Origin of the sequence: Clostridium sp. CCUG 7971 (assembly GCF_017590215.1) — a bacterium.
Taxonomy (GTDB): domain Bacteria; phylum Bacillota; class Clostridia; order Peptostreptococcales; family Peptostreptococcaceae; genus Faecalimicrobium.
This window is the reverse complement of sequence record NZ_JAFFPK010000241.1, coordinates 1-1346: the sequence shown is the minus strand read 5'-3', so window position 1 is coordinate 1346 and position 1346 is coordinate 1. Positions and strand designations below refer to the sequence as shown.

Here is a 1346-nt window from a genome sequence, read left to right as displayed (position 1 = left end):
TATTACTTTAGCTATTTTATTAAATTCATCAAATTAATTCATCAAAGTTAATAAGGCTAAAGAAAAGGAGTCGAAAATTGGGGCAAAATGTTACATCAACTAGAAGCTGTAATAACTAAAATATCAGATATGATATGGCCAGTATTCTTACCATTTATATTAATAACTGGTGCGATAATGTCTATAAGAACGATATTTATGATTCAAAAGAAGGCTACAACGCCTGCTAAGTTACAAATAAAGAATGTTATAGGTCCGGCATCTATATCATTAGGAGCGATGATAGGTACAGGGGCAATAATAGGAGTTTTAGGAGCATTATCAAAATTAGCTGCATCAGGAGAAAGAAACATAGAAGCAATGGCTATATGGGCTTTAATAGGAGCATGTATAATGGTTCCAGTTTCTTATGCAGAAACATTAAACTCTAAAATAATGGGTAAAACTCCAAAAGAGTATATATCATCATTAATATCACCAAAGCTTGGTTTATTATATGCAGTATGTTTCGTAGCACTAGCAGTATTTGGGTTCGGTGGATTCCAGTTCAGTGGTATAGATTCAGTTTCTGCCATAGTACTTGATAAATTTGGTATGGAACTTAGTTTAGTTCAAAGATATATGTTTATAGTAGTGCCGGTAATAGCTGTAGTTGCTGCACTAGTATTATCTAAAAAGCATGAATTATTCATGGGAGCTATGACTTATATGATAGGAACAGCTGTTGCAGGATACTTTATATTCTTCACAATGTTCGTTATAAAAACTTCAGGATATATACCTACTTATGTTGAAGGTGTAATCCAAGGTATGACTAATCCAGTTAACGGATTTACTGGTATAGTATTAGGATTTGTATTAGGAATGCAAAAGATAATCCAAACAGCTGAAACAGGTCTAGGAGCATTAGCTATGGCTGCTCAAGAATCAGATTCTAAGCCAAGAGAAGCTGCTATGATATCTTTAATACCTACAGTAGTTACAGTTGTAGTATCTATAGTAGTTACTTCTTATATAGCATCTTATGGATTAAACAACGGAATAATAGAATTCCCAGCGGATGCTGTAACTAGATTATCTCAATACTTTGCAACTGCAGAAGCAGTAACAGGAACATTTGGATTAGTAGTACTATGCGCATTCACAGTATTATCAGCTTTAACAACAATACTTGGATCTTATTACTACATGACAAAGTTATTCAAGCAAAACCCAATAAACAAAAACATAGCTATATACTTAGCATTAATAATAGCTGCTGGAACATTAGCGGTATTTGGAGCTAACGTAGTATTTGAAGCTGTTGACTTATTATTATTCGTTCTTTCTGGAATAAACGTAACTGC

The 1346-nt window shown here is 33.3% G+C and carries 1 protein-coding gene; it reads left to right on the top strand.

Annotation, left to right across the window (positions count from 1 at the left end):
* Positions 1-87: 87 nt before the first annotated feature.
* A partial coding sequence (locus tag JWF52_RS19055; protein WP_208335043.1) for an alanine:cation symporter family protein occupies positions 88-1346 on the top strand: 1259 nt, incomplete at its 3' end.